We start from the raw sequence: 26,506 nt of genomic DNA, 5'->3' as shown, positions 1-26,506 counted from the left end.
TCGTCAAGGGCCGGGACGTGCGTCACCTTCCGCTGGACGAACTCGAGCGCGAGGCGTTGGCGAAGCGATGGCGTCATTCACGATTTCATTGGCGCGATGGACCGCCAAAGGACTCTTTTTCGAGACGTTCTCGTAGCCGTTCAGCATCGAACGGCGCCTGTACTTTTTGATCGTTGTCGAAATAACAGAATACATCGCGCGATGCACGACTGCGCGGCTTGTGCGCCGCGATAAGGCAGGCATCCTCGGCCTGCGTTCCCTTTGCCCAGCACATGATGCGGTGCGTCCATGCGTTAAGCGCCTCGTCAGTGTATGCGCCGCTGTAAAGGGTTTCCGTACCGTGCAAGCGCATATAAACGAAATCGGCGGTCAAATCTTCTGCGTACGGCCAGCCAGCCGTGGAGTCTGATACGACCAGCGCCGCGCCGTGTTTGCGCAGTAAGCGTACGAAGGTCTCGTCAAGAAAGCTCGGATGTCGAATTTCTACGGCGTGCCTCAACACTCGCTTTTTCCTCGGCGCATCGAACCACGGTTCCTTTACTCGCGTGTCGTGCTGCTGAGCGAAGGCCGCAGCGCAGGCCGCATCCTTCGGCAAGAGTGCTAGGAAGCGCTCGAAGTCGGCCACATGAAATGCGAAGCTCGGCGGAAACTGCCAGAGAAACGGGCCGAGCTTTTCGCCAAGGCCGAGTACGCCAGAGGCGAAGAAGTTTGCCATCGCAGGGATGGCCGTTTCGTCGCGAAAGCGCGGCATGTGGGTGAGATAGCGCGGACCCTTTACGCTGAAAACGAAATCGTCGGGCGTCGCGTCATGCCATGCACGCCAACTCGATGCGCGTTGCAGGGAGTAATGCGAGCCGTTGATTTCAATGCTCTGCACCCGGCGCGACGCAAATTCGAGTTCGCGCGCCTGCGGGAGTTTCTGCGGATAGAAGACACCGCGCCAGCCCGCGTACCGCCAGCCCGAGATGCCGATTCGCACGCGGCCTGTCATGACCCGGGCTCGTACGCACTTTCATGCGGTAGCTGCGCATTTGTGCGGACTGGGCGGCAGCCTTCGCGGATAGGAAAGCAATCGCTCATGAATAGCTCTCTCCAAGAGTTTGTTCCCTCTCTGCATGAACCATGCACCCTTCAGCGCAGGAAGCGGGTTAGCCGATGTCCCTGTGTCTCGCGCACATAGCGCCGCGCCGCAGCGACCAGCAGCACGCCCGCCATCCCTATGAGCGCCGCGCGCGCACTCGAAGGATGGGTACGCGCATCGGTGTAAAAGCTGCGTTCGCGGACCCGGCCGTGTCGTCCAGACCGTTCGCTCAGGCCTGTCCCGCTCTCGTAGAGCGCATCGCCCTCGCGCCGCGGCTCGCTCGTGAGCTGCGACTTCACGCCGAGCCGGCTCATCATGGCGTCGTACGCTCGGGGCGCCGAGCGCCCGAACCAGGCCATGCCGCGCGAGGCGCCACCCGCATAGACGTCGCGCTGCGGATGAGCCGCGGCGTGCAGTATGGCCTGCGCGACCACTTCGGGCGCATACACTGGCTGCGGCAGCTTCGGCTGATAATCCAGATAGCTTTTCGCATGCTCGACGAAAAGCGTGTCGATGCCCGCAGGCTTGACGAGGGTCACCGAGACCGGTGCGTGATCGTCGGCGAGTTCCATGCGCAACGCATCGGTGAAGCCCTTCACGGCATGCTTCGATGCAACGTATGCGCCTTGCAGCGGAATGGCGACATCCGACAATTCGCTTCCGAGATTAATGAGTGCGCCGCCCCGCTCCCGCAACTGCTGCACGGCGACGACCGAGCCGTTGACGACACCCCAGTAGTTCGTATCGAAGAGCTTGCGCTGGTCCTCCAGAGGCACATCGACGCAGCGCCCGTACAACGAGACGCCGGCATTGTTGATCCAGGTCGAAGCCGCCGAAACGCGAAATCGCGTCATCCGCGGCGGCTTGCAACTGCTCGCGGTCGCCGACATCAGCGACGGCGTACGCGACACTGCCGCTTCGATCTCGCGACAACTCGTCGGCGAGTTCGGAAAGCGCCTTCTCGTTACGTGACACAAGCATCAGCCTGGCGCCGCGTCTGGCAGCGGTACGTGCGGTGACGAGCCCTATTCCACTCGTGGCGCCCGTGATGATGATGACCTGTTCGTCGAGAGGTTTAAGCCTGATTCGCATGCTGGACTCGCTGTGGGAGAAATATGCATGCGCTCAAGCATTGCGCGTTCCTCACGGGCCGTCGCCGGGCGCCGCCGCGTCGATGGTCGACACACCGCGTCCTCACGGCTTCAGGTTTGGTAACGCGTCAATACAAGGCGCGTGCGGCGCCGCCCGCCTGGATCAAATGAATAGCAAGCCTCGTACCTTTGCGGGAACGTCGACCTTGCGATCTTGCGCGGCGCGCTCGGACCGAGACACCCGCGCGCGAACTAGGTTGAACCGGACGATAAGCTCATTCGTGAGGGCGGCGACCGGCGCGGTTTCGCCGGTGTCGCGCGCCTGATGCGACGGTATAAACCAGTTCCCGCAACGCAGCAGACTCGCGCTTTGGTTGCTGCGGATACACAACAATGAACCCAACGTCTTCGGCTGCCACGTTCATCTGTGTTCCCGCCGCGAAGTCATCGGGGTGCTGCTGCGCGGCGTGGAGCATGACCGTCATCGCGCGCCAGGTTTGCTTACCCGTCCCAGGGGCGCCGTTCGCTTGCGCCATTGCTGGTTCTTGCGCCGCGCAGTCGCGCGCCGGATTGGCGTGACAAGAGAGAACTTTCGCAATATGAAAGCGCCTGGAATGACATACGACCAGAACGCGTGATGCGGCAAGAAAAACGGGGCGGGGAAATTCATTGACGTCTCCCAGCTGCGGTCGAGTGTCCATCCGGCGTGATGTGCAGGTTGAAGACGACGCAGACGGCGTCGGCGGAGGCTCAGAAGGATGACGATTGATCGACCTTCCAGTCGGTCTGCTCGCACCAAGACCTGGGTATCGTCACTGCCGCTTCGACGTCTCCTTTTTCTCCTTTTTCGCGGCTTTCTTTTCCTTCGGCGTCTTCATCGCCGCCTTCTTCTGCGTCTTCTTTGCGTCCTGCGCTTTACTCATCTCATGCTCCTCCATGGTTGGCGGCCTTCAGCAACAGCTAAAAGGCCAAGCATCACATACGCAAGCGGCAGGCCCGTTCCCGGGGCCCCAATTTATGGCATCAACGACGCGGCCACCGGCTCGGTCGCGGCATGCCGATACAAGTTGTGGTCTCGGACAGTCCCGCGACACAATCTCGGACCGGTTGCTTCGTCGCGGCAGGCCAACTCAGTTCAAAACGTCGCGGGGCAATGTGATGCGTATCTGTGCATGCTCCAGCGAAGTTAGATGAATATGGAAGCGAAACAAACCATGCACTCTGGGATTTCGGAATACGCGCGCCAGTTATTGCAAACCGCTGAACAGCAAGCTGTGGTTCTTGGCCGATGTCATTGAACGGTGCATGTCGATAAGGGCGGGTCATCCCTTCGCGCCACTGACCACGCGGACATTTTGTGATCTCGGAAGTCTGGGTCCATTGTGGTGTGCGGGGCGGTGTCCGCTCTCAAAGACGCCCCGTGAACGGTGTTGTGGGCCCGCTGGACCACTGCGATCCTCCCTCGATGTGGCTTAGCCATGCAGCTCGCACACGTAACGGTCAGGCCGGCCTTACCCCTCATCGGAACTGCGCCTACTCGTGGTTCACGATTACCGGGCGGGCACCGATGCGATCACGGCAGTGCTGTCGATCGAAGGATATGACGCGCGTTGGGTCTTGACTGGGAAGGCGGGACTGGATCTGGCCACCACGTGAATTCCTGCTGCCTTACTCGACATCAACATGCCCGCGATGGATGGTTTCGCCCTCGCTCGCCGACTACGGGAACGCATCGAGACAAAGACGACCACCCAGTTGGCCTTTACGCAAGACGAGGCCGTCACCCATGAGCCAGGCCGGCGCCCGGCTTCGACGCATATTGCCAGAAGTCCGGCACGACCGACGCACTCCTGCGCCTGCTCGCCCGGTTGACCCATTAACGCGGTCGGGCGTTGCCCTTGCGTCACGGGATCGCATTCCCCAACGCGGTCGGCGCCCCGCAGGGCGCGCTCTGACGCCGTTCAAGCAGTCGTTTTGTTCGTCAAGGTTCTTGCTCGAGGAATTCGACCCTTCAGTGTCGGGTTTGCGCGATTGATCTTTGCCCGACTCGGTGGTGGAGACATGCAGCTCATCGAGCGTTTTATCGATTTTTTCCTTGTCGCCGCGATCCAGCGCGTCTTGCGAGGCGGGAGCCTTGTTTTATTCGATTGTTGGTTGAGGTGCGTCCCGCTCTACGTCTTCTTGATCGGAGTGCTCATCGGCTTCGTTATGCGCGGTCATTGTTGCTCCCTGTAGAGGTGGTCGTGTGATTGCCATGAGGATGTCGGCGTACCAGGCGCTGTTCAGGCCAAGTGATTCATCGACTTGCAGGTCTCGTCCCCCCATGTCGATCGTTGACGAGTGAATGCCCAGCAGCTTCCACGGCAGCGCGCACCTGCTGCTCCCCGTCGCGCTGTTCGCATCACTCATCACGACGGGCGCGCCGCTGGTGCCTCGATGAGTGCGCGCATCGGTAATGAAACACCCTTTACCTTGAAAGCGTAAACCGAAGGCCGACGCGATGACGCCTTGCCTGACCACGGGCAGGTGGTGCAACGAATCATGAAAACCGAGCGGGAAGCCAACAATCAAGACAGAAGACCCGACCGGCATCACGTCTTGAGCCTTGGGCAGATGCTCTGGCTCAAACGCTTCGAACACCGCCGTGCGGGGCAACTGCTCCCTGAGCACCTCCAGCGCGGCAACGTCGACCTCACCGCCTCCATCCGCGCCCTCTCGCCATAAGCTCATCCCTTCAGCGTAAAGCGCAAGCGAAAACCAAGTCGACGCCCCAAGGTTCTCGCTGTCAATATGGAGTTCAATTTCGAGCCGGTCCGGAAAGTGTTCGCTCGCCGTATCGTGGACCACGTGCCGGCTGGTCACCAGGAACAGCCGCTCGTGGCGCGCGAAAAAAAAGCCGCTGGCGTTCGTTAGATGGCGTTCATTCGCAAATGTCCTCACTCGAACGGCCGCAAGCAATAGGCCTTCTACGGTAGGTCGATTGATCGTCGCGCGCACGGTTGAGGGCTGTCCTCCAACTGCGCAGCCGGCGAGGTTTTCGACCGATGCGAGGAGCGCCTCGCCCTGCGGCGTCGCGTGCGCCGATGCCAGGAAGTCCCCGACCGATGTATCGGTCGGCTTTCCACCTGAAGCGATGTTCGGCACGTGGCGGACCATGGTTACGTCGTCGGCACCGCGGTGCAGAAGCCACCGGTCGCCATTTGCACTCGCGTAGAACTCGAACACGTCTTGAACCATCTGGGGAATCCGGTGAAAATCGCCTGCGGGACGGACTGCACAGCGATTGGAAACTGGTACTTGGAGCGACTGGCGACGACGAGCTACTCAGGTATCGGGCGCCCGTGTCGTCGTCTGGCGGACCAACGAGAAGTTCGATTGCTGCCTGTCCGGCACACTCGGCAATGAGATAGGACCAGCGCCGCGTGAACGGGCCGTTGTGAAGTGGGGCGCGGCGGCCCGGACGCGCCAAGCACGCTCAGATTGCAGCCTCCGGAAATCTGGAAGCTCATGTCATAGAGATCCTCCGATGAGGCCGCCAGGGTGACGTGAATCTCGAACCCGCGGTACTGGATGATGCCGTTCCTCGACGTGGGATCCCGTGCCTCGGTCGGGAATGGGTGACGGAAATGTTTGGCTGCGTTACTGCGTCAGGACCGTCCCCTTTCGGACAAAGTCGTCGATCCATTCACGGGCCCACGTTCGTGCGAACACAATGGCGTCTTCCCGCTCATCGAACCCGGCCAAGTCACCGCTCATGATGAACTGAACCTCTTGCCCGTCTACGGCAGGCGTCGTGATTTTTGCATGCGCCATATACTCGCCGTCCGCCCGACGCGGCGTTGGATCAACGTCAAAACTCGTCTCGATCAGGTTCATCTCGTTCTCCGCTAAGTCGACCTGTTGTCACGCCGTGAAGTGGCTAGACCATCATGATATGGCAGCATCGATTGGGCCCGACTTGTCCGCAGCGGAAGCAGAAGAGCGTCGCATTTCATTCACACGGATGGGCGTTGATCTGCCCGAACAACGAAGACAGTCAAATCGTCATGCTCGCGCGCGAAGTCGCGGTAAAGCACCGCAGCGATTAAGGCCGGGTGGCGCACCCACAGTCCAGGATAGCGCGAGAGGTCCCAGCGAGACTTCAGCCCGTCTGAGTGCAGAACGACAAGGGAGCCTGAAGGACAATCCGCACTGAATGATTGCACGCGGCGAACCCGGTGCCCGACCACGCCATCATGCGATGGAAGATGCTTATGCGACCGTTCAGTCCATACGCTTGCCGAGATGTTTCCAACTCCAGCGAAGGTAAGAGCGGGATCGGTGGTCGATGAAGTGATCGGGACGCGTGCGACACCTACGGCTGCGCCAACCGTGGATCGCAACATGGCGTGCGCGCGATGAACAATTTCCTCGAGCGGTGCGTTGCCGTTTTCCGCGAGCGATTCCGCCGCTTCGCTCGCAGCACGGTTGGCGAATGTACCGTGGCCGAGTCCGTCGGCGAGAAGTACCGTGAAATGGTCCTCGCCGGTGTGGCAAGCCCATGCGTCCCCATTGACGGATTCACCTTCCAGCGCCAGCGAGACGACTCCATAAGGCACCGATGCGAGGGGCGCCGCTGGTGGGTCTGATAAGACGGACGTATTCCATAAAGCTGCGCGCAGTACGGTTCCGAGATTGCCGGAGCTCCAAAATTCGAACTCGTCAGGTAGTCGATGGAGTTGCGAGCCGATGTGCAGGTCCGCCGTACCCTGCCCTCTGCTGATTAACAGCACTTCGACGCCATGACGCGACGCGCCAGGCGTATTGTCAATGACGAGCGGTCGCATGACGAGTTCGCCGCGCTCTTCGGTCTCAAGCAAGTGATTGGCGCATTCGGTCACAAACACTGCAAGCTTGTCGCGCAACATTTCATCGAAACCGAGACCATGCGCCAGTTCGATCGCAGCGCGCCGGGCGGAAATTCCGTGAATCTCCGTCGAGATCTCGTAGCGTTGCTGCAGGGTCATCATGTCATCTTTGCTCTTGATGGATGCAGCGTCTCTTTGCGTTCCCAGCTTACATGGGTCGCGGTTTGTCCGCGCACCGATACGCGCTCGCAGTGGCCCGCGCCCACACACGTTTGCTTTGCGCGATGCGCGCAGACCTTATTCGGCCTGAGACTCCTCATCGCTCTGCGGCGTCGAGTACTCGTCAACTGAGAAATTCTCGTAATGGTCGGGAAAGGTTTGGCCCACCAGCCCGTCGTACTCAGCTGGCTGTGCTTTCACAATCGCCCGGAGCATTTAATGAACGCGTTGCCGTCTGCCATTTCTCGACGATCACTCTCGCCGTGCGCAGGAAGATCGTCTCTGCGAGCGGAGAAACCCCAGTCGTCCAATAGAAACTTGAATCGGTGAATTTCCACCGAAGAATCCGCGGGTACCGATTCGTGGGCGATTGGACCTCGGGGTGTGCAAGTTGCAAGTTTGCTGGGACCGAAACCGCTGACTCAGCATCAATTGTCAGGCTCCCGTCGTGAACATTCACTTCCAGTTTGTCGCGCGATACTCCGGGCAAGTCCGCCCACAGCGTCACCCGCGGGTTCGAGTCGTCTGGCAAAAAAAGAGGAACGGGGGCGGCTTCGAAAAGAACGGTCAACAAAACGGGCACTGACCGCCTTTTCACCGAGCGGGCAAAATGAATGCGCCCAAACAGATCCTTTTTGCTAGTCCCAGTCACCCGGTCGAGTATCTCTGATACCTCCCGTCGAAACGTCTCTCGTTACTATAGGGTAAGGCGAACGCTAGGGCGCTTCGCCTTACAACGCGCCAACTGGCATGTCTGTTGCGCTTTTGTCCAAGAGAGTTAGTGCTGGAGTCCAACATGAAACCCAACAATTCCGCGGCGTCGTCTACCGACGAGCTCGATACCGTTCCCGACACATCAAGTCCTGCATACGCCGGCCAGCACCCTTTGACTCGGGCATTTGACACATTCGCAAGCCTAGTCACGCGATGGGCCGGGTCGCCCGCCGCCTTTTGTATCGCCGTCTTGACGGTGGTCGCCTGGGTCGTCACTGGGCCAATGTTCCATTATTCGGATGGTTGGCAGCTTGTCATCAATACAGGCACAACGGTGGTGACCTTTCTGATGGTTTTCTTGATTCAACAGAGTCAAAACAAAGATAGTGTCGCGCTCCACTTAAAACTCAACGAGCTCTTATCTTCGCATCGCGCGGCAAGTAATCAGCTCATCGGGATAGAGGATGCTTCTGAAGACGAGCTGCGCCGGCTAGCAGCAGCATATCTGCGATTGTCGACGCGACAGCCGGACGCTACGCCGGCCGAAGCACCCAAAGAAGTCGAAGTCTCGACAACAGAATCGCAGGCAGGGAATACATGAACCGGCGCGAAAAAAACGAATAGCTGTTCACCTGTCCTGGCATCTGAAAAGTCAAATGACCGAAATGGCCAGAAAAGCGTGCAATCAAGGCATAGAGCGGCGCTCGCGCCCGTGACTTCATTGCGCACGATTCGCAAAGCGTTTTCAGCCATAGAACCGACAAACTTCCAGCGCTCATGCAATCGCTCCTGCTCGTCGAAGACGATCCGCACGACCTCGAGCTCGCGCTGCTTGCTCTTGAGCCGTACTCGGACGGCTGTGGGTCATGACCGCTCGTGACGGCGAGGAAGCGCTTTCTTATCGGCGGCGCGAAGGCCTGTGGACGAGCCGCCGAAGCGAGGGCCGGGCGCTGATTTAATTGGATCTTGAGGTGCCGAAGTTGTATGACCTCCAAGTCTTGGCCGAGGAGGCGCCCTGCATTCCAATGGTGTAGACAGCGCAAGAAGTTGATCGCCCGCCTGTCTCGGCGCAGTTCGTAGGGGCATCACATCATTCCGCCGCCGATATCGCCTGTCGAAGAACTTGAAGCATAGTGACCGCCGGAAACGGCTTCTGCAGAAATCCATTGAAAAGAGACGCGCTCAAAGGGGCCGGCGCGCTCATTGCCACCATGGGAACGTGCGCTAACTCGTTTGTTTCCCTGAGGCGATGCAGCAACTCTTCTCCGCCCATTCGCGGCATCATCAGGTCGGACAAGATGATGTCAGGCCGCCATTGAGGCTGTAGCCAAGGCCGAACAACCATCCTTGGCGCTTTGGACTTCGTACCCTGCGTCGTCTAGCAGGTCGTTGAAATACCTCGTCAAACGGTCATCCTGAATGAAGGGGTGAACGTTGAATCTGAAGTCATTAACGAGAGCGAGATGGAACGGATGCGCGGCAGCGATAGTTTTACCGAGTCGATGTTCACGGTGTTGAAGCTTGATGATTTCGTGCCAAAAGACCATCCGTTGCGTCCGATTCGTACATGGCTCAATGACTCGCTCAAGCGCATGGATGATGTGTTCTCGCGAATGTACGAGGCAGACGCGAGAGGTGGTCGGCCGAGCATTGCACCGGAGAAGTTGGTTCGGGCGCTGTTGCTGCAGGTGTTGTACTCGATTCGCAGCGAACGGATGTTGATGGAACAGATTTCCTACAACATGTTGTTCCGCTGGTTCGTCGGTCTGCCGATGGACGGAACGGTGTGGGACCATTCGACGTTCAGCAAGAACCGCGACCGCTTGCTCGAACACGATGTACTGGTGTTGCTCTTTAACGAGACGGTCGAGACGGCCCGCGAGCGAGGCTATCTCTCTGGCGAGCACTTCAGCGTCGATGGCACTTTGATTCAGGCGTGGGCCGGGCATAAGAGCTTCGTGCCCAAGGCGAGTCCGAGCGACGACGATACGCCTCCAGACGAACCTCCCGCACCGAATGACAATTGGCATGGGCAAAAACGCAGTAACGAAACGCACCAATCCACGACGGACGAGCAGGCGCGCCTGTTTCGCAAAAGCAAGGGAACGGGAGCGATGCTCTGTTATATAGGTCATGTATTGACCGATAACCGACACGGACTGGTGGTCAACGCGCAGGTGACGCTGGCGACCGGCACGGCCGAGCGAGACTGCGCGGCGCAGATGCTTGCCGATGCTGCGAGTGTCGCACCGAGCGGCATCACGGTCGGCGCGGATAAGAACTACGACACTGCCGGCTTCGTAGCCAGTTGTCGGTCGAATCGCGTCACGCCTCATGTGGCCCAAAACGAAGGACGTTCAGGAGGCTCAGCGATTGATGAGCGAACTACACGTTGGCCGGGCTACGCGGTGAGTCAGCAAAAACGTAAACGGATTGAACAGGTGTTTGGATGGGGCAAGACGGTCGGACGAATTCGACAAGCGATGTGCCGGGGACTTGAACGCGTAGACCAGCTCTTCGTGCTGACCCAGGTCGGCTATAACCTGACGCGTATGCGAACACTTGCCGCTTGAGGGGAAGGAAGCAATCGATAGCGTCGGTTTTGTGAACTCACGAGCAGCATCGAACGCTCACAAGGGTTTTTGCGCGTGTCAGAAGCGCGAGTTCAGCATCCGTCGCAACGCGTCTTAGCGCGCCAACGACGGATATTTCAACGGCCTGCTAGGATGAAACTGAGTGCCTCGGCTATTGCTGGCTCATCGTCGACTATCAAACCCGCGCCATCTTTACGGCTCCGCTTCCCGTTGTCCTCTGCGGGTATAAGCGCGATCTGGGTGCCCGTGAAACGCGCGTGACATAACAGCTAGAATGGGCGACCTCGCCCCGCCCGCGGTCCGCGGCTCACCGCCCGTAACGCCCCGAAAACAAATCTCACAAGAACGCCCATGGACGCTAGAGGCAGTAAAACCGACTTCAATTTTGCTGACTGGACCAGAATCTGGGCGCAAAGCTCGGTCGATCTTGCCGTCTTCGCCTTGACCCCTCGTGGAATTGTCGCTTCCTGGAACCCGGGCAGCACGTTGATCTACCAATACGAGACGGAAGAGATTGTCGGATGCCACTACTCGGAGTTATTTCCGCCCGAGGCGCGCGATCCGCAAACGTTCGAGGCAGAGTTCGAAGGCGCGCAGGCACGCGGTAGCTATGCAATCGAAGGGTGGCGTAGGCGTAAGGACGGTTCGCACTTCTGGGCGAGCGTTGTCACAACTGCCATTCACGACGCAGAAGGATCCCTCGCCGGCTTTCTCAAGGTCGTGCGTGACGAAACGGAGAAGAGGCAGGCACACGACGCGGTAATTGAGAGCGAGCGGAACTTTCGACTACTCGTTCAGGGTGTCACTGATTACGCGATTTTTATGCTCTCACCCGAAGGTAAGGTGAGCAGCTGGAACCAGGGCGCGGAACGAATAAAAGGCTACACTGCCGAGCAGATCCTAGGGTCTCATTTCTCGCGCTTCTACGTACCGGACGACGTGGTGTCGGGCGTGCCTGAAAAAGCGCTAAGCACGGCCGCAAGCGAAGGTCGTTTCGAAGCTGAGGGATGGCGTGTGCGCCGCGACGGCACGCGGTTCAGGGCGCATGTCGTCATAGATGCGATCAAAGATGAAGCGGGTACCCTAATCGGATTCGCCAAAATCACTCGCGATGTCACGGAAAGGCGAGAGGCTCAACGCACGCTGGAGCAGACGCAGGCCGCCCTATTTCAATCGCAGAAGATGGAAGCGATTGGCAAGCTGACCGGCGGTGTCGCACACGACTTCAACAACGTGCTTCAAGTGCTGCGCGGCAACCTGGAGCTTATCAATGCCCGGCAGCCAAGAGATGAGTGGCTGACCACTCGCCTCTTCAACGCGCTGGAAGCCGTAGACCGCGGCGCAAAACTCGCCTCGCAGCTGCTTGCTTTCGGTCGACGCCAGGCACTCCGGCCTGTCCCCGTCAATCTCGGCGATATGATCCGAAGCACCGACGATCTATTGAGGCGTGCGCTCGGGGAAACGATCTCGGTGGAGACTGTCGTGTCGGGCGATTTATGGAACGCCATGGTCGACACCCACCAGCTTGAAAACGTCCTGCTGAATCTGGCAATCAACGCGCGCGACGCGATGCCTGATGGAGGGACGCTCACGCTCGAACTGTCTAATGCGATGCTCGACGACGGGTACGTGCGTCCGTTATCAGATGTACCTGCGGGGCAGTATGTGATGCTTGGCGTGACCGACACGGGCACTGGCATGAAGCCGGAGGTGCTGGAACGCGCCTTCGACCCGTTTTTTACCACCAAGCCAGAAGGCGCCGGCAGCGGCTTGGGGTTGAGCATGGCCTACGGTTTTGTTAAACAAAGTGGAGGCCACATTCGAATCTATAGCGAACTCGACCATGGCACAACGGTGCGCATCTACCTGCCAAACTCGTCGGCTGAAGCTTACGAACCGGTCAAACGTGCTAGCGCCAAATTGATGGGCGGTCCAGAGACCGTGCTGGTCGTGGAGGACGATGCGAAGGTTCAGACAACAGTCATTGAAATGCTCTCAGGACTCGGCTATAGCGTGTTGAGAGCTGACAACGCAGACCAGGCGCTCGTCGTTCTGGGGAGCGGCGTTCATATTGATTTACTGTTCACCGATGTCGTGATGCCGGGCTCGCTCAAAAGCCCCGAGATGGCGCGACAGGCGTTGGAACTTCAACCGCATCTTAAGGTGCTATTCACATCCGGCTACACCCAGAACGCCATCGTTCATGCTGGACGCCTGGACGAAGGCGTTGAACTCTTGAGCAAGCCGTACAGCCGCGCAGAACTGGCATCCAAGATTCGCCACGTGCTCGGTTCACCCGGACAGATGCTTGCACAACCCAGCGCGATCTCCGAAGCGCAGCGGCACGGCACCGTGACAACCCTCGAGATCATCGTGGTCGAAGACAATCAATCTGCGCGCGAGGCCGTTTGCGAATTGCTTCTCATGTTGGGTCATCATGTCGTGCAGGCCGAGACAGCGACGCAGGCGTTCGCCGAGATGGCGCAGCGAAGATTCAATGTGCTGATGACCGACATCAACTTGCCTGACATGTCGGGGTTGGACGTTGCGCAACAAGCTAGCTCGTTTTGTCCCGGGCTCAGTGTCATCTTCGCTTCCGGCGAGCCTGTTGCAAACGACGAAACGCGCGCGTTCGCATGGTTCCAGCTGCTCAAGCCCTACACCTTCGATGACTTGCAGACCGTGCTTCAAAAGGTGATGGATGAGGCGAATGGCCGTCCTGCCGTTGATACGCAATAAATCCTGCGGGAGACATCAACAGTAAGATTCGTGCACATGCGCCAAGCCGCAATCCCGACCAAAATTCCGCACGAACGAGCAAGGCTGGAAAGGCTATTGGCCTCCGCGATGTCTGCCTTCGAAGTTGATGCGCGCCGGACTCGGTGCATCCAACATTTATTGGATCATGTTTGGGTAATCGACGTTCCGCCATCAACGAGTGGCACTGTACTGGTCGCGAAGGACTTGTCGTCTGAGGCCAGATAAAGCACAGAGTGCGCGAACTGTTCTGCCTTTGCAGCACGCTTGGGTGCATACGGACGCGTCGAGAACGCCTGCGGCTCGTCGTCACCGCTCATACTGCGATACATGTCAGCGTCCACCGCGTCGTCGGCCAATACCGATTGACCCGCACGCCCTGGCGCCGTATTCAGCAACGAGCGCCGGCGCTAGGCCGATCTACCCGACCTTGCGTGGGTCAGATTGCACAGATCTCTATGCTCGGTGCCACTCACCGCTCTGGATAGGCGATGTCTGCGGCGACCAAGGCGTCGCCCCTTGTTTGCGCGGCATTCGTTGCGTCTTCTTTTGAAGAATAGGGCCCGATCTGCTCGGCTCCGTCGAACGGAAAGAGTAACCTGCTGTCCGCTTTTCTGATCGCCTTCAGAGTGCCATAAAACCCGCTTCCCGCTGTACCCCGATAAGAAGCATACACTTCAAAATAAGTATCACTTGTCCCGCGCGTCGGCATTGTCTTCTGATTCGCAAAGAGAACAAGCTTCGGTAGTCGTCCGGCCTTCGGTTTCATCAGTCATGCCCTTGAAAGAGAACATTCTGCCATGAGGACGCTTGCTGAGGTCGCACATAGGCACTCAATATGACACGCTTCGTGCGTTTACAAACGCCACGTCTGACGTCATCTATCGAATGAACCGCGACTGGACGCAGATGATCAATTGCAAGGACGAGAATTCATCGCTGACACCAATGCACCCGCGAGCAACTGGCTCGAGCGATACATTCCGATGGGTGAGCGCGAACGAGTCCAGCAAGCGATTGAGTCTGGCAGCGGCTTCGAGCCCGAACATCGCGTCCTACGGGTCGACGGTAGCGAAGGTTGACTCATTCTCGTGCCATTCCGATCAAAGACGCGAGTGGCCGCGTCGTAGAATGGTTCGGCACTGCCAGCGACGCAACGCAGCGCCGCCTCGCCGAAGAGGCGGTCGCCGCGAGCGAGGCGCGCTATCTCACCTTGTTCGAATCGATCGATGAGGGTTACTGCATCATTCGCGCGATCCTTGACGATGCGGGACAGGGCTACGACTATGTCTTCGAGGAGGTGAATCGGTCATTCGAACGGCAGACTGGCCTCAGCGGCGTTGAGGATCGCTCGAGGCGCAGCCTTGCGCCGGAGCGCGAAGCGCACCGGTATGAAGTCTATGGGCGCATTGCCGTGACTGGCGAGTCCCAACAATTCGAGCAGCCGGCCGCTGCGCTGCACCGATGGTATGACGTCTATGCCTTTCGCATTGGCGAGCCACGAGATCGCCGAGTCGCTGTTTGGTTCCACGATATGTCCGACCGCAAGCGCGCCGAGATGGCGCTGACCGAGGCGGATCGCTGGAAGGACGAATTCCTTGCAACGCTTGCCGATGTACTGCGTAATCCTCTCGCACCGATCCGAACGGGCCTCGACGTTCTGAAACTGAATGGCGAGGATCCGACAACGACATCGAACGTGGTCCAGATGATCGAGCGGCAGGTAACGCACATGGTGCACCTCGTAGACGACCTGCTCGAAGTGTCGCGCATCTCCCGCGGGACGATTGTGCTACGAAAACAGCGCGTCGATCTCGGTGCTGTGTTGCATAGTGCTGTTGAGATCAGCAGGCCGCTCATTGACGCGGGACATCACCGACTCTCCCTCGAGCTGCCGGGTCAGGCGCTGTTCGTCAATGGTGACCCGGTGCGGCTAGCGCAAGTGATCGCCAATCTGCTCAACCACGCGGCGAAGTACACCGCCCCTGGCGGCTACATGAACTGAGCGCCCGCCGCGATGGCGATAGCGCCGTCGTAACGGTCTGCGACAACGGTGGGGGCATCCCCCGGAAATGCTCTCGAAGATTTTCGACAGGTTCATGCAGGCCGAACGCTCGCACCAGCGCGGACAGGCGGCCTAGGCGTGGAGCTGACACTGGTTCGCTCTCTTGTCGAAATGCACGCCGGCACGGTGTTGGCCCGCAGCGCGGGACTCGGGCACGGCGCCGAGTTTATCGTCCAACTACCATTGTCGGAATCAAACGGTGACGCCACCGAAAACGCGACACGACATAAGGACGCCGAGCGCCTCAACTCCCGGATTCTTATCGTCGACGACAACCGCGACGCGGCGCAAATCCTATGCATGTTGTTGCGGCTTCGCGGTGCACATGTGAAAGCCTTGCACGACGGCGCGTCGGCGCTTGCCGCACTCGACGACTTTTTGCCAGACGTGGTCCTTCTCGATATTGGCATGCCCGGTATGGGCGGTTACGAATTGGCTCGACATCTCCGCGCCCGTGCCGACGGTAGTCGGTACACGCTCATCGCCATCACCGGCTGGGCTCAGAGGGAAGATCGCCAGCGCTCGCGCGAGGCTGGCATCGAACATCATTTTGTCAAGCCGATCGACATGGCGGCGCTGGACCGCGTTCTGCGCTAACGTGATGACGGAGCCTACGAATCGTTGGCACCCGTTCTCCGGTCGATCCCAGTTTCTACTTCAGTTGGCAAAACTCCTTCGCATAGAGTTCAGCGCTCTGATCGAGGTCTCCGGTCGATGCGTAAAGTAAGGGGGAGGCATCCGCGGCGAGTACGGCCCCATCAACGACTCGTCCCACTACGAGTCGATGATCACCAGCCTCTATATCCATGACCACCTGACATTCAATGTGGGCAAGCGCGTCGATCAACAATGGTGCCCCCGTACGACCGGCTCGCCACGGCGTTGCGGACAGCTTGTCGACTGTGCGGCCGGACTGGGTTCCGAAGTGCTCAGCTGCATTCAGCTGCTCCGCTTTCAGAACATTGATTGTAAAAACGCCGCCGCCATCGAGAATCGGATAAGACGCATGGGTTGGATTGACACTTATCGCGACAAGGAGCGGGCGAAAAGAAACGAGCATCACCGAACTTGCCGTAAATGCATTTCGGAACTCTCCCTGCGCAACGCCGATGACATACACGCCCGCCGTCAGACCCCGGAAAAGGTCCGCCATGTTGTTGTCTCGCATAGCACTCCACCCTTGATCTGTGCGCCTGCCGATGTCAACGCCGGACATCGCGAGCAGTCGCGCTCGACGATGCCACTTTCTCGTTTGCCCGCCCTGCCCGCTCGGTCTCGGGCCATCGGCATCGCGGCAACGAAATGGTACCGCTGTGCTGAGGTCTGCCCTTCCCCGGTCTATTGCACTTCCCTTGCGTCCGCGTTCGTTAGTGGTTTTCATGTGGCTGCAATTTGCGCGAAACCTGTTCGAAAAACCTCACGATCTCTTTCGTCGCGCAAGGGCCACGCCGGTCAGTATAGGTTCCGTCGGGGTGCCCTCCCGACCATGCATGGCGCAGTCCATGAACGATCCACTGCTCGCCAATTAGCGCGCCAGCCTGATCGCGAAAGACGCGCCGAGTAGAAGCGTGGCCGAACGCACCCGGCTGGATGCGCATTGACTCTGCAGGCGTGCCGTCGAGGTCCGGATGCAACATTTGGCTCATCGCAACGATCTGCTCCCCGTTGCCAGGATGCACCGTATCGTCGGCATCGCCGTGAAAGACAATCAAGGGCACGGTGTGCCGCGCGGTTCCATCTAGGATCGGCGCGGGCAAACGAATTTTTCCTTTCCCGTCGTTCATCGCACATAGGGCCGACAGGTGCCCGTCGGCCACGCCGAAGGCTATGCCGGAGTGAATGGCTGCGCCCGCATAGAGCTCTGGGTGAGTCACGGCAAGATTGACGGCCATCGCGCCACCGGCCGACATGCCAGCGACGTACACACGAGCATCGTCGACGTTGTATGACGCCATGACGTGGCGCGTGAGGGCAGCGATCACTGCCGATTCGCCAACCTCGCGCGTTCGATCTTCAGGTCGAAACCAGTTCCAGCAGCGCAGCAGATTGGCACTTTCAGACTGCTCCGGGTAGACGACGATGTAGCCTTTCTCTTCCGCCACGACATTCATCCCGGTGCCTGCCGCAAAATCGTCGGGATCCTGCTGTGCCCCGTGAAGCATGACGATCAGCGCAAGCGGCTGACCACCGTAGCTGCTCGGGACATAGACTTTGAACTGTTGGCGTTCATCGCCGATGTCAAAGTGCTGGCTTATCCACTGCGGTGTTCCTGTCCGGCGGTTTCTGTCTCCAGAGTAGGCAGTTCTGGGCTCTTCCAAAATCGACGACTCATCCTCCAGCATGGTGAAGACCGACTCAGAAGTTACCGGTCGTGCATCCTCATCACCACGTGGCACGTTGCACTCTCGATCGGGAGGAGACGCGACCGCTGTGTCTACGCCTTCAAGAAATCGGGCAGGTGCGAACGCGAGCCCGAAAATTGACCAGAACGCGTCAGCAGGGGCAAAGAGGTTGAATGGATTCATCTGCGTTCCTAAAAGTATGGTTCGCGCACACGAACAAGGCGCAGCCTTCACGCCGTCGATGACCATGCGCAGTAATGCACCGCGAAGCTCTGATGGCGCCGACGCGAGCTTCGCTTGACCCGGTTGTGGTCCAGGTGGTGCGATGCTTGGCGATCTGCCTGGTGCCAGTTCGAGTAGGAGCCGTCAAAAAAGCTGATGTCGAGAAGGAAGGCAAGCGACGTGCCACCCCTTGGCGACGCCAATGAACGCCTCGAGAGCCGGGTGAAGCGCGTCGGAAGATGTACCGATCCGGAGAAAGTCACGGATGGCAGGAAGCAGCAAGCGCATGCGACCGCGTGGACACCTTCGGCGCATGCGTCCGTCTCCTTCGCCCGCATCGGGCGCACCGAACGGACAATGAGCACCGGCCGAGCGTGCTTAAAATTTTCTCGGGTGGCATAGGAACCCAGCGGGTGTCGGCCTCGTCTCAAATGGAAATGCGGCATGGTCGGACAGCCAGCGCGTATCGCCGAACATTTATCGCACAGGTCCCCCGCTGTCATATCGCTTGACCTGATTAGAAGCTGCCCGAGTTTTTTACTCGACGGCGGTTGCAGGAACGCCCAACCGGTGTCGTTCGCATGCCGCGTGACGTCTCTTACCGAGTTCCATTCCACCCTCAGAAGGAGCGGTCAATGTTTCACTATCCCGGTTATTTCGCTTACCAGATTCCGTCGCTCGCGCGCGCCAACTTGCAGGCGTTTCTCAACATGAGCGGGCGGTTCGCCAGCGGTCTGCAGGCCCTCGCCGAACTAAACGTTCAAACGGTTCGCAAAATGGTCGAGGAAAGCAACGCGCTTCTAAGCGCGGGAGATGAAGCAAGTGCGGGCGACGTGCTCGGCTGGCAGTCGGTCATGCTCGCGCAGTTTCCCGAAAAGGCCGCTTCGTATGGCCAGCACGTCCTGTCGATTGTCAAGACCACGCAGGACGACATCATGGGCGAAGCGCGCAGTCAATATGAACGCAACGGCATCAAGTTCAATGACATGTCGAAGGCCGCAAGCGATGACATGCAGACTGCCGCGCAATCGTCGAGCGCACTCGTCACAACTCTGGCCGATTCCACAAGTGAGGCTGCGCGGGAAACGAGCGGCGCCATACTGGACGCAAACGGTGAGATCGCGAAGACCTCTCGCGCTTCGGTCAAGCGCGCGCTCTGATCTTGCGATGACGCATGGAGCCTCATGAGCGGCTTCATGCACGCGGCAGACTCCTTCGAGTTTCGCGCCTGCCGTCGCCATTCTTGATATTGGTCTGCCGGGCTGGATGGGTAGGATCTGGCTCTCGCCCTGCGGACGCCACCGCAGCACGCGCAACTCCGTCTGTTTGCGCTCACCGGTTACGGTCAGTCCGAGGACGTCAAGCGGCCTTTGGATGCCGGCTTCGAACGACATTTCGTGAAGCCGGTCGCATTGCCCGATCTGATTCGCTCTCTAGACGTGAGCCAGAACACTCCTGGATACCCGTTCGCTTAGGTTGCGTCGGATGAGCAAAATGCGACTCACGTCGTTGCGAGTAAGCGCCATGCCGCGCTTCCAGCGAAGAAAAGTCGTCAGTCGTTGCCCGTGCGTTACGTGCATACCGCCGCGATATACCGACTCCTTAATAGTTCTGAGTGCCGCGCTCGCTCACTCAAACCGACCCGTTCGTCCTGCAAGTCCCGCTTTGAGGAAAAGCTTGGCTCAGCATGCGCCGAGAGCAGCGATGAACGTTTCCTCCGTAAAAGGCTTAAGGAACATTCCGTCGAAGTGGAGTGACGGCTCGCGCGTAAAACGCTCATCACCAGTTACCGCGACGACACACGCTAGCCGACTCGGCCCCACCACGCGCAATTGCCTGCAGAGCTCGCGACCGTCGATATCGGGCAGACCAATGTCGAGGAAGATAGTGTCGTAGCGACTCGCGGTCGCGAGGATCATTGCCTCATGACCGTCATAGGCTACATCTGCGACGTGTCCAAGAGACATGGCGAGATCCCTGAACGCATCGCAGAGGCGAGTGTCATTTTCGACGAAAAGAATGCGCATACTCGTCCATCCGGGTTCGTTCCTTTCAGGCGCGCAATCCTGCGGATTCTACCGGGGACTGACTCCGCTGACCTGTCGTCGCAAGATGCGGGCCTCATCGCTTCCACTATGCCCCATCCTATGACGGATGGGTCAGACTGGAACGCTCGATGCTGCCGGATACATGGGGCACCCGCTTTTCGGGAGTCAGGCAGGAACAGACCGTGAGATCCTACGCAAAGCACACGCGGACCGTTGAAGACGAAATGTCCGCGCTAGTTAGATCGACCTTCACATCGTCGCGGGCAACCGACGCATTGCCAGCTTAAAGGCGCTTGTCCACTGCCCGCAAAGCGCAGAGGCACTGGAGACGACAGTCAGCCTTATTGAAACGGTCACGCAGTCCGTAGCACGCTTGCGCGCCTATCGTGCTGTAATCGTCGACGCGATTTCCATGGTTCAGAACTCAGGCCGACACGGCGGCCACGGCATGAGCAATGCCGTTTTCCACAACGCCGGGGAAGCGGGTCGACTAGCCAGATCCATCGACAGGATGTTGTGTCGGCTGGTCGCACGCCACGGCGCCCCAATCGCTGCCAAAGGCAACCCGCACCGGGTGAATTGTTTTGAAGATATCGAGGCGCTTCGGCGTGAGTTGGAGTCGCTCGGCGTCAGCAGGTCCGAAATGCTTCCTTACCTCGAGCGCTCGCCATAGTTCACTCGACGATGTATGGCCTCGACTCTTCTCGACGCGAGAAGCCGCAGCGCGCTGTCGTGGACGAATGTGACGCGCCGCACGACGGTTTGGATCCGCAACCCGTACTCCAAGCGAGCAGGCTACGGTCGTAACTGTTCGACATGCATCCGATGCCGCCCTGCTTCTCTATCACCATAGAAGCCGCTTGCTTTCCTCTGCGGTGCGAGTGAAGAGCCGGTTCATTGCGTGGGGGAGTATTCGCGCACAGATAGGGCGGGGCATAATTGCCGGTCAACGTTCGCATCTATTCAGTAAAGCCGCGGCAGTGCAGTCCGCACGCGTCGTATAGGAGCATGAATTGTCGCCGGACTGCAACGACTCGTAACATAGGCCGGCAAAAACCTCTGTCGAACGCTAAACCGCCCCGGTGATTGTGCTGCCAATCCTAGCGTGTGAAAGACGGCACGCGACGGACTCGAAAACTGTCCTGCGAGACGAGGCGACCGGGAGAGACGCGAGATCCCACGCCGAGCTCGAACTCACGCCTCGCGTCCTTCAATGCATCCGTTGATCGCGATCTCCCGTATACAGGCTTATTCGTTACCAACGCGCCAAGGAGGCACGCCATGAAATTCATGATGACATTCTCGTGGGCACCCGACACCGAAACCCGCGCGGAAGCGATTGCGCGATTCCAAAACAATGATGGTGTGCCGCCCGACGGTGTCACGTTTCTTGGACGTTGGACAAGCGCTGACCTGAGCTGCGGCTTCGGGCTTTTCGATACGGATGATCCTAAGAAACTAGCCCAATTTGCTTACGCGTGGAACGACCTGATGCAACTTCGGCTTGTACCTGTGCTCGATGACGAAGCGCTCGCCAGCGTCTTCGCCAAAGTCTGACAGTCAAACCCGCTGACGAGCGCACGGTGAGGGCAGGTTCCCGGGCACGCGCTTTAAGCCGCTCAGTGCCTCGTCGGATACAGACTAGACCGTGCCCTTTAGCACGATCCAGTTGAGGAGCGTGAGCCACGGCGAAGACGCGCGATAGGTGAATTCGCGGGCGAAGCGTGTACCGCTTGCCTCTCGCGTGAGCATATAACTGATCGCCCCGTTCGCTCGACCGTTGATCGTGTCGTCGATCGCTGACGATCCGCTTATCGTGCAACGCGCCTCGCGGCGCCGGAATGAAGAGAACAGCAATGACGACAAGCAGCAACGCCGAGACGACTACAGGGGACCGTACGCGAGTCTTCAAGTTTGATGCTCCAAGGCTGGAGCCATTCGATTCTACGTAGCTGCTATCCCGTCAATAAGGGCAATTAGGTCCCGCGGAAGGGCATGCCTGATGCCCGCTGTCCGTGTCGTCCTACGAGACGACGCGGTTCGAAGGCGCATCAGCATCGCCATGACGACGATAACTCAGCCGCGAGGCGCGATGCCATATTGCGCGAGATACTTAGCCAGAAACGCTGTTCGGCTCATTCTGTGCATGACGGACATATCCTCAGGCAATACCGGAAACTTCGACGCTCGCCTTTCCGACGACGCCGATCGGCTGCGCCGCGAGCGCACGAACCGGATGCTCACGCATGTCGCGAAGGGCGACGAGAACGCGTTCGCCGAGTTGTATCGCGCGACATCGCCGCGTGTGTTCGGCGTGATCGTGCGCATGATCTACGACCGCGGCGAAGCCGAAGACCTTCTGCAGGAGGTCTTTGCCACCGCTTGGCGTCGCGCGGACACCTTCGATCCTGAGCGCGGCAGCGCCATCACATGGCTTACCACGCTCGCGCGCAATCGGACGATCGACCGCATGCGTCAGCATCGCGACGAATTGCTCGGCGAGAGCGATGCGCCCGAAATCGCCGACGAGTCTCCGACGCCCGCTGTTGCGGCCGAATTGAACGAGGAACGGCGGCGGCTCGAACGATGTCTGGATCGGCTTGAACCGCAACAGAAGCGCGTGATTCGCGAGGCGTTCTTTACCGGCGCGACCTATGGCGAACTGGCGCATCGGCTCGCCGTGCCGCTCGGCACGATGAAAAGCTGGATTCGCCGCAGCCTGATGCAACTCAAGAGTTGCCTCGAAGAATGAACACGCCCGCCGCGAACGATGACGAACTGCGCTGTGCCGAGTACGCGCTCGGCGTGCTGGATGCGCAAGCGCGCGCGGCACTCGAAGCCGACGTGCCGCGCGATCCTGCGTTGCAGCGCACGCTCGACGTGTGGCAGCAACGGCTGACGCCGTTGGCAGACGATATCCGCTCGATTGAACCACCCGAGCGCGTGTGGACGCGCATCCGCCACGATCTGGGCCTCATGACGCCACGGCGAGCCGATCTGCTCGCACGAAAGCGCTGGTGGGACAATCTGAGCCTATGGCGGTGGCTCACGGCGGGCGCGAGCGTCGCCGCGCTCGCGCTGCTCGCCACGAACCTCGTCTGGATGCGGCAAGCTGCGCAAGCCCCGACGACGGCAGCCGTCCCCGGCGAATACATCCTCGCGTCGATCGCGAGCAAGGACGGCCTCGTGCACTGGACCGCAACCGTCGATGTGCGGCGCGCTCGTATCGTCATCACTCCCACGGTGCGCGTAACGGTGCCGCCGAATCGCGCCACGGAACTGTGGCTTATCCCGCCGAACGCCAAGCCGATTGCGCTCGGCGTGTTCCCGTTCGATCAGCCTGCGACGATATCGCTGCCGGCCGAGATCGTCGCGCAGATGAATGCGCAGGCTGTGCTCGCCGTGTCGGAAGAACCGCCGGGCGGATCACCGACCGGCGCACCGACCGGCCCGGTGCTCGCGACTGGCCAGATGCATTCCACCTGAAATGCGACGACGACTTTTCTTTTCAGGTCGAGTCGCGGCGGACACTCGACCGCGTGTCGCCTCTTCCCTACGGTGGTCAACCTCCGCTTTTTGTTTGCCCTGTTTAGACTCGGCAAATCCGCCTGCATGCCGCATTCGCATTGCCATCGCGGAAGACTCAACCAGCCGATATCCAGATTTTCGGTGGCCGCGAGGACAAACGGCAACGCGCGTGCATCCGCGCGCGCCTCTCTCTCGTATATCTCGAAAACGGCCACGGCCACGCGGCGCGAGGAGACCCAGGCGCGAGGAGACCACCCGTCTGGAAGCATAAGGAGGAGAACGAGTATCGGGATGAACGGCGGTGGACTTCGCCGGGCGCACGAGCACGTGTGCGCACTCGCGCGTAGATCGCGGCACGTTCCAGAGCTCCGACTGACTCGGCAGTCACCCCACCGGCGATGTCGGGCTTGTTGGTAGGTACCATCTCGGTCGCGGGCGTTCGCGGGTTCAAAAAACTCTATTCGGAACTGCACGACTGCGCGTCCTATTGATGGGCATGGCTACTTTCTGTCCCTTCATCCGCACTGGTCTTCACAAGCGGGTGCGCATCGTACGGACGAGACGTCTAACTAAACAGTACTAAATTTATTGTCGGGTCGTTTTTGCTTGACCGAGGCATCGACGTCGGCAAGCGAGGCGAGTCGCAGCACGTCGAGTGCAAGAATCTGTTACCTCGTGCATCTGTTCATCCGTAGTTATTCGTATTCACGAGAGAGAGTGGCCCAGTCACGTTCGGCAAACCTTCCCGCTCTTGCGGCGTCTTGTGCGATGCGCGAAGCGCAGGTTGGACGTCGTCCACCCATCGATTTACAGGAGACGAACATGGGTTGCCCTTCATCGGTAGCGGACGTATTCGATCGACGCGTGCAGCGGCGTGCAAAACGCCGCCAATTTTTCCGCAGTGCCGGCGGCCTGGGTTTGGGGCTGGTCGGTGGAACCATCCTCGGCGCATGCGGCGGAGGGTCGGGAGAAAACGCCAACGCGGCGACGGGGCCAACTGACGCGGAGATCCTCAACTTTGCACTCAATCTCGAGTATCTCGAGGCGACGTTCTACGCTTATGCTACGACTGGATCGGGGCTGCCCACGAATCTCATGACCGGCGCCGGCACGCCAGGCAAAGTGACGCCTGGTCAGCAGGTGCCGTTCTCGGATCCTGTGGTCGCAGCCTACGCCCGAGAAATCGCGAAGGATGAACTGGAACACGTCGCGTTCCTTCGCACCGCGCTCGGCGGTTCAGCGGTCGCGATGCCCGCGCTCGATGTGGGCGGCACGGATCCCAACGGCGCGTTTTCACTGGCAGCACAAGCGGCGGGGCTCGCTCCTGCAGGAACGGTTTTCAACCCATACTTGAACGACAACAACTTCCTGCTTGGTGCGTTTATCTTCGAAGACGTGGGCGTCACCGCGTACAAAGGCGCCGCTCCGCTCATCAGCAAAAACACTTATCTCGAAGCGGCGGCCGGCATTCTCGCCGCCGAAGCCTATCATGCGGGTCTGATCAGAACGGTGCTGTACGCCAAAGGTATCCAGACGCCGAGCCTCGTAACGGCGACACAGGCCATCGGATGCGCGTGATTCGCTCGATTCGTCGAGCGACGTCGATCAGGGCATCGCGGGCGTCAACGCACAGATGTCCAACATCGTACCGCTGGACAACAACGGCATCGCATTCAGCCGCAGCTACGACGACGTGCTCAACATCGTCTACCTGAACAAGGGCGCAGTGGCGCAAGGAGGTTTTTTCCCGGCGGGCGTGAACGGCACGCTTAATATGAGCAGCGCGTTCTCATGAGGCAAATGAAGTCATAGATCGGGGATCGCTAGGCGCCACAGATCATCGTCTTGCGAACCGCCGGACCGACCATCGGAGATCTCGTATGCGCGAACTGTCAGCAGGTGCGTGGCGTCTGCGGATCAGACTGATCCTCGGAGCGACGTTCATCGTCGCGGGCGCTGTGCTTCAGGCGCTGAACTTCCTTCATGTCGAATAGACGAGAACTCGAACCCTCGAGGAAAGCGCGTTGCTTGAAAAACTCTCCACCCACTCTCTGCTCTTCGGCCTCTGCATCGTCACAGCATCGGTCGTCGGTCCTTCGTTGCTCCTCGATCACGGCAGACACCGCCTGGACGTACCGGCATGGTGGTCGCGACAGCGCGGGTCGGTCGCAACGGGCACGATAGGCACGGTTCACCGAGAGCCAAACGGAGCTTCAACGCCGATGGGCAAATCTTCGGAGGAGAATCAGCAGACAGCATCGGAGAACACGAAGTTTCGTGTGCCGCCGAGACTGATGTTGAGCGATACCGATTCGTCATTGGACGAAGCCACCAAACCGCATGCCCCGAACATCGCCGCGCTCGCGTCGAAACGACACGCATCATCGATCACGCATTCGACCGCAGCAAGCACTAGGCTGAAACGAGAAAGAGGAAACAAACAGCCAGAAGCGCAAGCGATGCAGAAGCCATCCTCTGAAGAGCACGACAGCGCGGCACCGGTTGTGGTGGGATCGGAGCTGCTCCGCTCCGCTGCCAGGTCAGCCCGGAGCGATGACAACCTGGTCGAGACGACGGAAGACAATGAGATACCGAATTCTTTCGGCTCAGGCTCAGCCAACGCCAACGCGAACGCTTCGGATACCGTCGTTTCGACGTCACCTGTATCCGTGCCCGATCCTAAAACCAGGAAAGAGGTGGAAGACGAATTGCGCAGAGCAAGGTCGAGCGGAGCGTTTCCGCGATTCGGAAATCCGGACCCCTACGGACCGGGCGGTTCACCGAGCGCGTCAAATGAATAGGTTCGAAGAAAATATGTGCATGCGAGCGCGCTGATTGGGTATGTCTTGGATCTAAATGCGCCATGCTTCGAGCGTAATCGAGCGAGCATCGACGGCACGAACTACTCGATTGCCGACTCACCGGAACCGGGCAGGCCAGTGAAGTGAACCCGCTGTTGGAAGTCGGCGCGTGTCGCGTCCAGGAATTGTTCACAGCG

At 59.4% G+C, this 26,506-nt stretch carries 23 protein-coding genes and 2 pseudogenes; 12 read left to right on the top strand and 13 right to left on the bottom strand.

Annotation, left to right across the window (positions count from 1 at the left end; genetic code table 11):
• Nucleotides 1–85: 85 nt before the first annotated feature.
• The 7 genes and pseudogenes from AWB77_RS21365 to AWB77_RS36955 all read right to left on the bottom strand — a co-directional run.
• Nucleotides 86–991 carry a DUF72 domain-containing protein gene (locus AWB77_RS21365; RefSeq protein ID WP_061136443.1) on the bottom strand — a complete coding sequence of 302 codons (906 nt, stop codon included), beginning with the start codon at nt 989–991 and terminating at the stop codon, nt 86–88.
• Between the two features lie 140 nt (nt 992–1,131).
• A pseudogene (locus tag AWB77_RS21360) lies at nt 1,132–2,173 on the bottom strand (SDR family oxidoreductase).
• A 274-nt stretch (nt 2,174–2,447) separates the two neighbouring features.
• Nucleotides 2,448–2,708, bottom strand: coding sequence for a PHB depolymerase family esterase (locus AWB77_RS37480; protein ID WP_061136442.1), 261 nt, complete (start codon nt 2,706–2,708; stop codon nt 2,448–2,450).
• A 1,603-nt stretch (nt 2,709–4,311) separates the two neighbouring features.
• Entirely contained in the window at nt 4,312–5,409 is a 1,098-nt protein-coding gene (locus tag AWB77_RS21350) for a S1 family peptidase (RefSeq protein ID WP_082852703.1), read from the bottom strand.
• 402 nt (nt 5,410–5,811) lie between these two features.
• Nucleotides 5,812–6,048: a hypothetical protein gene (locus AWB77_RS21345; RefSeq protein ID WP_061136441.1), complete on the bottom strand. Its 237-nt coding sequence runs from the start codon at nt 6,046–6,048 to the stop codon at nt 5,812–5,814.
• A 119-nt stretch (nt 6,049–6,167) separates the two neighbouring features.
• Nucleotides 6,168–7,181, bottom strand: coding sequence for a SpoIIE family protein phosphatase (locus AWB77_RS21340; protein WP_061136440.1), 1,014 nt, complete (start codon nt 7,179–7,181; stop codon nt 6,168–6,170).
• A 421-nt stretch (nt 7,182–7,602) separates the two neighbouring features.
• Nucleotides 7,603–7,746: pseudogene (locus AWB77_RS36955) on the bottom strand (Hsp20/alpha crystallin family protein); the annotation flags it as partial.
• A gap of 288 nt (nt 7,747–8,034) precedes the next feature.
• Between AWB77_RS36955 and AWB77_RS21335 the strand changes: the two are divergent.
• The gene (locus AWB77_RS21335; RefSeq protein WP_061136568.1) at nt 8,035–8,553 is read left to right on the top strand and encodes a low affinity iron permease family protein; all 519 of its coding nucleotides are present in this window, start codon (nt 8,035–8,037) and stop codon (nt 8,551–8,553) included.
• A 489-nt stretch (nt 8,554–9,042) separates the two neighbouring features.
• On the opposite strand, the gene AWB77_RS37475 is transcribed toward AWB77_RS21335, so the two are convergent.
• A complete protein-coding gene (locus tag AWB77_RS37475; protein WP_074168921.1) occupies nt 9,043–9,297 on the bottom strand; it encodes a response regulator in 255 nt (84 codons plus the stop codon).
• A gap of 127 nt (nt 9,298–9,424) precedes the next feature.
• Here AWB77_RS37475 and AWB77_RS21325 point away from each other — a divergent pair, with 127 nt between their 5' ends.
• Entirely contained in the window at nt 9,425–10,525 is a 1,101-nt protein-coding gene (locus tag AWB77_RS21325; protein WP_061136567.1) for an IS5 family transposase, read from the top strand.
• A 372-nt stretch (nt 10,526–10,897) separates the two neighbouring features.
• Complete coding sequence (locus tag AWB77_RS21320; RefSeq protein WP_061136438.1) at nt 10,898–13,285, top strand: PAS domain S-box protein; 2,388 nt, start codon at nt 10,898–10,900, stop codon at nt 13,283–13,285.
• A gap of 164 nt (nt 13,286–13,449) precedes the next feature.
• Here AWB77_RS21320 and AWB77_RS36950 read toward each other — a convergent pair whose 3' ends face one another.
• Both AWB77_RS36950 and AWB77_RS21310 read right to left on the bottom strand, forming a co-directional pair.
• Nucleotides 13,450–13,623, bottom strand: coding sequence for a Rossmann-fold NAD(P)-binding domain-containing protein (locus AWB77_RS36950; protein ID WP_244158607.1), 174 nt, complete (start codon nt 13,621–13,623; stop codon nt 13,450–13,452).
• A gap of 152 nt (nt 13,624–13,775) precedes the next feature.
• Nucleotides 13,776–14,072 (bottom strand): DUF6723 family protein, encoded by a 297-nt coding sequence (locus AWB77_RS21310; RefSeq protein ID WP_244158597.1) that lies wholly within the window; start codon nt 14,070–14,072, stop codon nt 13,776–13,778.
• A gap of 309 nt (nt 14,073–14,381) precedes the next feature.
• On the opposite strand from AWB77_RS21310, the gene AWB77_RS21305 reads away from it, so the two are divergent.
• Nucleotides 14,382–15,308, top strand: a complete 927-nt coding sequence (locus tag AWB77_RS21305; protein ID WP_061136436.1) for a sensor histidine kinase — start codon at nt 14,382–14,384, stop codon at nt 15,306–15,308.
• 138 nt (nt 15,309–15,446) lie between these two features.
• Nucleotides 15,447–15,965: a response regulator gene (locus AWB77_RS21300; RefSeq protein ID WP_157694856.1), complete on the top strand. Its 519-nt coding sequence runs from the start codon at nt 15,447–15,449 to the stop codon at nt 15,963–15,965.
• A gap of 55 nt (nt 15,966–16,020) precedes the next feature.
• On the opposite strand, the gene AWB77_RS21295 is transcribed toward AWB77_RS21300, so the two are convergent.
• Together AWB77_RS21295 and AWB77_RS21290 are read right to left on the bottom strand one after the other, a co-directional pair.
• A complete protein-coding gene (locus AWB77_RS21295; protein ID WP_244158596.1) occupies nt 16,021–16,536 on the bottom strand; it encodes a flavin reductase family protein in 516 nt (171 codons plus the stop codon).
• A gap of 199 nt (nt 16,537–16,735) precedes the next feature.
• Nucleotides 16,736–17,893 (bottom strand): extracellular catalytic domain type 1 short-chain-length polyhydroxyalkanoate depolymerase, encoded by a 1,158-nt coding sequence (locus AWB77_RS21290; protein WP_061136564.1) that lies wholly within the window; start codon nt 17,891–17,893, stop codon nt 16,736–16,738.
• A 620-nt stretch (nt 17,894–18,513) separates the two neighbouring features.
• Here AWB77_RS21290 and AWB77_RS21285 point away from each other — a divergent pair.
• A complete protein-coding gene (locus tag AWB77_RS21285) occupies nt 18,514–19,092 on the top strand; it encodes a phasin family protein (protein WP_082852702.1) in 579 nt (192 codons plus the stop codon).
• Between the two features lie 522 nt (nt 19,093–19,614).
• Here the strand turns inward: AWB77_RS21285 and AWB77_RS21280 are convergent.
• A complete protein-coding gene (locus tag AWB77_RS21280) occupies nt 19,615–19,959 on the bottom strand; it encodes a response regulator (RefSeq protein ID WP_061136433.1) in 345 nt (114 codons plus the stop codon).
• 1,302 nt (nt 19,960–21,261) lie between these two features.
• Here AWB77_RS21280 and AWB77_RS21270 point away from each other — a divergent pair.
• The 6 genes from AWB77_RS21270 (at nt 21,262) to AWB77_RS35920 (ending at nt 26,309) form a co-directional block, all read left to right on the top strand.
• Nucleotides 21,262–21,537 (top strand): DUF3303 domain-containing protein, encoded by a 276-nt coding sequence (locus AWB77_RS21270; protein ID WP_061136431.1) that lies wholly within the window; start codon nt 21,262–21,264, stop codon nt 21,535–21,537.
• Nucleotides 21,538–22,126: 589 nt separating this feature from the next.
• Complete coding sequence (locus tag AWB77_RS21265; RefSeq protein WP_061136430.1) at nt 22,127–22,732, top strand: sigma-70 family RNA polymerase sigma factor; 606 nt, start codon at nt 22,127–22,129, stop codon at nt 22,730–22,732.
• Nucleotides 22,729–23,466, top strand: a complete 738-nt coding sequence (locus AWB77_RS21260) for an anti-sigma factor (RefSeq protein ID WP_061136429.1) — start codon at nt 22,729–22,731, stop codon at nt 23,464–23,466. The genes AWB77_RS21265 and AWB77_RS21260 overlap by 4 nt, the downstream gene beginning before the upstream one ends.
• A gap of 864 nt (nt 23,467–24,330) precedes the next feature.
• Nucleotides 24,331–25,086, top strand: a complete 756-nt coding sequence (locus AWB77_RS21255; protein WP_244158595.1) for a ferritin-like domain-containing protein — start codon at nt 24,331–24,333, stop codon at nt 25,084–25,086.
• Nucleotides 25,087–25,141: 55 nt separating this feature from the next.
• A complete protein-coding gene (locus tag AWB77_RS36945) occupies nt 25,142–25,303 on the top strand; it encodes a hypothetical protein (protein ID WP_244158594.1) in 162 nt (53 codons plus the stop codon).
• A gap of 229 nt (nt 25,304–25,532) precedes the next feature.
• Nucleotides 25,533–26,309 (top strand): hypothetical protein, encoded by a 777-nt coding sequence (locus tag AWB77_RS35920; protein ID WP_157694855.1) that lies wholly within the window; start codon nt 25,533–25,535, stop codon nt 26,307–26,309.
• Nucleotides 26,310–26,506: the final 197 nt, after the last annotated feature.

It is taken from the genome of Caballeronia fortuita (assembly GCF_001544835.2).
Lineage (GTDB): Bacteria > Pseudomonadota > Gammaproteobacteria > Burkholderiales > Burkholderiaceae > Caballeronia > Caballeronia fortuita.
The sequence above is the reverse complement of the archived record's forward strand: the minus strand, read 5'-3'. Positions and strand labels throughout refer to the sequence as shown.

Coding starts and splice junctions, on each gene's coding strand:
- AWB77_RS21365 (WP_061136443.1), bottom strand. CDS start 991: ATGACAGGCCGCGTGCGAATCGGCATCTCGGGCTGGCGGTACGCGGGC.
- AWB77_RS37480 (WP_061136442.1), bottom strand. CDS start 2,708: ATGGCGCAAGCGAACGGCGCCCCTGGGACGGGTAAGCAAACCTGGCGC.
- AWB77_RS21350 (WP_082852703.1), bottom strand. CDS start 5,409: ATGGTTCAAGACGTGTTCGAGTTCTACGCGAGTGCAAATGGCGACCGG.
- AWB77_RS21345 (WP_061136441.1), bottom strand. CDS start 6,048: ATGAACCTGATCGAGACGAGTTTTGACGTTGATCCAACGCCGCGTCGG.
- AWB77_RS21340 (WP_061136440.1), bottom strand. CDS start 7,181: ATGATGACCCTGCAGCAACGCTACGAGATCTCGACGGAGATTCACGGA.
- AWB77_RS21335 (WP_061136568.1), top strand. CDS start 8,035: ATGAAACCCAACAATTCCGCGGCGTCGTCTACCGACGAGCTCGATACC.
- AWB77_RS37475 (WP_074168921.1), bottom strand. CDS start 9,297: ATGGTTGTTCGGCCTTGGCTACAGCCTCAATGGCGGCCTGACATCATC.
- AWB77_RS21325 (WP_061136567.1), top strand. CDS start 9,425: ATGCGCGGCAGCGATAGTTTTACCGAGTCGATGTTCACGGTGTTGAAG.
- AWB77_RS21320 (WP_061136438.1), top strand. CDS start 10,898: ATGGACGCTAGAGGCAGTAAAACCGACTTCAATTTTGCTGACTGGACC.
- AWB77_RS36950 (WP_244158607.1), bottom strand. CDS start 13,623: ATGAGCGGTGACGACGAGCCGCAGGCGTTCTCGACGCGTCCGTATGCA.
- AWB77_RS21310 (WP_244158597.1), bottom strand. CDS start 14,072: ATGAAACCGAAGGCCGGACGACTACCGAAGCTTGTTCTCTTTGCGAAT.
- AWB77_RS21295 (WP_244158596.1), bottom strand. CDS start 16,536: ATGCGAGACAACAACATGGCGGACCTTTTCCGGGGTCTGACGGCGGGC.
- AWB77_RS21290 (WP_061136564.1), bottom strand. CDS start 17,893: ATGAATCCATTCAACCTCTTTGCCCCTGCTGACGCGTTCTGGTCAATT.
- AWB77_RS21285 (WP_082852702.1), top strand. CDS start 18,514: ATGCCGCGTGACGTCTCTTACCGAGTTCCATTCCACCCTCAGAAGGAG.
- AWB77_RS21280 (WP_061136433.1), bottom strand. CDS start 19,959: ATGCGCATTCTTTTCGTCGAAAATGACACTCGCCTCTGCGATGCGTTC.
- AWB77_RS21270 (WP_061136431.1), top strand. CDS start 21,262: ATGAAATTCATGATGACATTCTCGTGGGCACCCGACACCGAAACCCGC.
- AWB77_RS21265 (WP_061136430.1), top strand. CDS start 22,127: ATGACGGACATATCCTCAGGCAATACCGGAAACTTCGACGCTCGCCTT.
- AWB77_RS21260 (WP_061136429.1), top strand. CDS start 22,729: ATGAACACGCCCGCCGCGAACGATGACGAACTGCGCTGTGCCGAGTAC.
- AWB77_RS21255 (WP_244158595.1), top strand. CDS start 24,331: ATGGGTTGCCCTTCATCGGTAGCGGACGTATTCGATCGACGCGTGCAG.
- AWB77_RS36945 (WP_244158594.1), top strand. CDS start 25,142: ATGTCCAACATCGTACCGCTGGACAACAACGGCATCGCATTCAGCCGC.